Source organism: Neglectibacter sp. CSJ-5 (genome assembly GCF_032490475.1).
GTDB classification, from domain to species: domain Bacteria; phylum Bacillota; class Clostridia; order Oscillospirales; family Acutalibacteraceae; genus Hominenteromicrobium; species Hominenteromicrobium mulieris.
This window is the reverse complement of sequence record NZ_JAVYJC010000020.1, coordinates 1-3,319: the sequence shown is the minus strand read 5'-3', so window position 1 is coordinate 3,319 and position 3,319 is coordinate 1. Positions and strand designations below refer to the sequence as shown.

The following is a 3,319-nucleotide window of genomic DNA, read 5'->3' as shown; positions in this document are numbered from 1 at the left end:
CCTGCCTGGCGGCTTGAAGTTGTGCGCTCTCGCGAAGAAATGCGCCGGGAAGCCTATGGTTTCCTGCCTGATGGGTGATTCGACAGCGCTTGCCTCAGCAATTGTGCGGTGCTGCCTTATATAAATGGAAAAACAGTAAGCGCCGCAAGCCATTGATTATTGAAGGTGCAAGACAGGTCGGCAAGACTTGGCTGATGAAGGAGTTTGGTAAACAAGCTTATGCGGATACTGTATATATTAACTTTGACTCCAATTCAAGAATGGCGGATTTGTTTTCAGCAGACTTGGATACAGACCGCCTGATTATGGGACTGGAATTGTATGCCGGACACAAAATCAATCCTGAAAACACCCTGCTGATTTTTGACGAGGTTCAAGAAGTTCCGAGAGCACTTGCTTCTCTTAAATATTTTTATGAGAACGCCCCGCAGTATCACATTGTATGCGCTGGTTCTCTTTTGGGAATTGCTTTACATCAGGGCACCTCATTCCCTGTCGGCAAGGTCGATTTCTTAAAGCTCTATCCTCTCTCTTTCGGTGAGTTTTTAATGGCAACCGGCAACGAACGCTTTGCAGAGCTTTTGAAAAAGCAGGATTATGAAATGATCACAAGCTTTAAGCAAACATATATTGACGCATTGAAACACTACTATTTTGTCGGCGGTATGCCGGAAGCAGTTCAAAGTTTTGCCGAAAGTAAAGATTTCAATGAGGTTCGTGCGATTCAGAAAAGAATCCTTGCGGCATACGAACAAGACTTCTCAAAACACGCACCGAACGAGATTGTCCCGAAAATCCGTATGCTTTGGAACAGTATTCCGTCGCAGCTCGCAAGAGAAAATAAGAAGTTTATTTATGGTCTTGTCCGTGAAGGCGGCAGAGCAAGAGAATATGAAACTGCGATTATGTGGCTTTCCGATTGCGGACTTGTGCACAAGGTCAGTCGTGTGAATGCGGCAGGCATTCCGTTGAAAGCTTATGAGGATTTGAAAGCATTCAAACTTTTCATAGTCGATGTGGGACTCCTCGGATGTATGACAGGTCTTCGTCAGCGTACACTGCTTGACGGTGATGACCTTTTCGTTGAATTTAAAGGAGCTTTGACCGAACAATATGTTTGCCAGCAATTAAAAACGATTGAAGATTTAGGCGTTTACTATTACACCAATGACAGAGGCTCTTGCGAAATTGATTTTGTCGTTGATACCGGTGAACAGATTGTTCCTATTGAAGTAAAAGCCGAAACAAACCTGAGAGCAAAGAGTCTCAAAACCTATCGAGAGAGGTTTGAACCTGAATTGTCTGTTCGTACTTCAATGGCTGATTATAAGAAGGAAGATTGGCTTTTGAATCTGCCGCTGTACGCAATAGAAAATATCACGGTCGAATCATAATGACAATTAAAATGATATTAGAGAACAGAATGAACATTACCGATTCAGCCGAACTTGCCTATGAAGAAGAACGAATCAGCAAAAAGAAAGCCGCACAATTATTTGATAATAAACTTCTTGATTCTATTCCGGCAGGCAAATTCGACACATTACAGGCAATCCACAAGTATATGTTCGAAGATGTTTTTGGTTTTGCCGGCGAAATCCGCACAGTCAATCTTGCAAAAAGCAATTTCCGTTTTGCGCCTTTAATGTACTTGCAAGCGGCTCTTGATAACATCGACAAAATGCCGCAGTCGAACTTTGACGAGATAGTTGAAGAGTATGTTGAGATGAACATCGCCCACCCGTTCCGAGAGGGTAACGGTCGCAGCACCCGCATTTGGCTTGACCATATCTTGAAAAATGAAATCGGCAAAGTGGTTGACTGGAGCAAGGTTGATAAGGAAGATTATCTGCTCGCAATGGAGCGCAGTCCGATTAAAGATGTGGAAATCAAAGTGTTGCTGAAAGGTGCGCTTACGGACGAAATCAACGGCCGTGAGGTCTATATGAAAGGCATCGACCAAAGTTATTACTATGAAGGATTTACAGCCTTTAAAACGGAGGAATTGTAAAACTCCAAAGTGCCACTATACAGTCCCAAAGTCCCAAATTGGCACTTTGGAAGTACTTGACGTGTTGGATTTAATAAAAAAGAACCCATCTGTTAAGCAGGCCGAGCTTGTAGAACAAACAGGAAAGTCCGTCAGAAGCATAAAGCGCATCATAGACTCTCTGAAACCGAAGCAATACATTCGTAGAGTTGACGGCAAATGGAAAATTTTGATTTAAACAAACTACAAAGAATGCGAGGTAACTACGATGGCTGATATAAAACTTTTTAATATAAATGGCAAGGTAAAAGAATACCAAAGTGGCAATGTAACACTTGAAAAAGAACTGCAAACTGTTATTGAAAACAATATGGAAACCTTTTTCGGCGTAACTTTTCTTGCTTCAGAATACAAAACTACCGATGGCGGGCGAATGGATAGCATCGGCATTGATGAAAACCATTGCCCTGTTATCTTTGAATATAAACGTTCTATGAAAGAAAATGTTATCAATCAAGGCTTATTTTATCTCAACTGGCTTTTAGACCACAAAGACAGTTTTAAAGTTTTGGTGATTGAGAAACTTGGACTTAAAGAAGCAGACAAGATTGACTGGACAATGCCTCGTGTAGTGTGTATTGCAGGTGACTTCACCAAGTATGATGAATCTGCAATTAAGCAAATGAATAGAAACGTCAGTTTGATTAGATATAAGAAATTCGGTAGCGATTTGCTAATGTTTGAACACATCAATGAAAATGTTGCAACAGCTATTCCTGATACCGATACTCAAACCACCAAGACCAAATCCACCGGAAAAACATTTGACGAACAATTAAAGGCAGCCGATGAATCTGTAAAAACTTTATATCAAGATCTAACAAACTACATACTTAGCCTTGGCGATGATATTTCAGAGAATCATTTGAAGCTTTATGCCGCTTTCAAGAAAATCCGCAACATTGTAACTGTAGTTGCACTTAAGAAAAAATTGATTTTGAATCTCCCTATTGATATTACTTCAGTAACCTTTGAACCGGGATTTTCAAGAGATGTAACTAACATTGGTCATTGGGGTTGCGGTGCTGTGGAGTTGCATTTGCAAAACGCTGCAGACTTTGAAAAAGCTAAACCGCTGATTGACAGAGCATATAACGAGAATTAAAGTTTACAAGGAGCCAATTTATGAAATCAAAGTCGAACGAATTGCTAGGGCAATACCGCACAGAAAAGTAGGCGCGATACTGCCAGAAGTGATATAATAAGACCATGGATAAACAGATGACAATGTCTGCGCTTAGTGATGAGTTGGCGCAGGTACGGACAAAG

The 3,319-nt window shown here is 41.1% G+C and carries 4 protein-coding genes; all 4 read left to right on the top strand.

From position 1 onward, the window contains the following. Positions 1-89 precede the first annotated feature (89 nt). From R2K26_RS15380 to R2K26_RS15365, 4 genes are read left to right on the top strand one after another with little or no spacing between them, the layout of a single operon-like run. A complete protein-coding gene (locus R2K26_RS15380; RefSeq protein WP_316523430.1) occupies positions 90-1,394 on the top strand; it encodes an ATP-binding protein in 1,305 nt (434 codons plus the stop codon). An 11-nt stretch (positions 1,395-1,405) separates the two neighbouring features. Next, positions 1,406-2,011: a protein adenylyltransferase Fic gene (gene fic, locus R2K26_RS15375; protein ID WP_316523433.1), complete on the top strand. Its 606-nt coding sequence runs from the start codon at positions 1,406-1,408 to the stop codon at positions 2,009-2,011. After that, positions 1,974-2,228 (top strand): winged helix-turn-helix transcriptional regulator, encoded by a 255-nt coding sequence (locus R2K26_RS15370; protein ID WP_316523428.1) that lies wholly within the window; start codon positions 1,974-1,976, stop codon positions 2,226-2,228. Before fic ends, R2K26_RS15370 begins: the two co-directional genes overlap by 38 nt. 30 nt (positions 2,229-2,258) lie before the next feature. Next, positions 2,259-3,155, top strand: coding sequence for a DUF5655 domain-containing protein (locus R2K26_RS15365; protein WP_316523427.1), 897 nt, complete (start codon positions 2,259-2,261; stop codon positions 3,153-3,155). Positions 3,156-3,319: the final 164 nt, after the last annotated feature.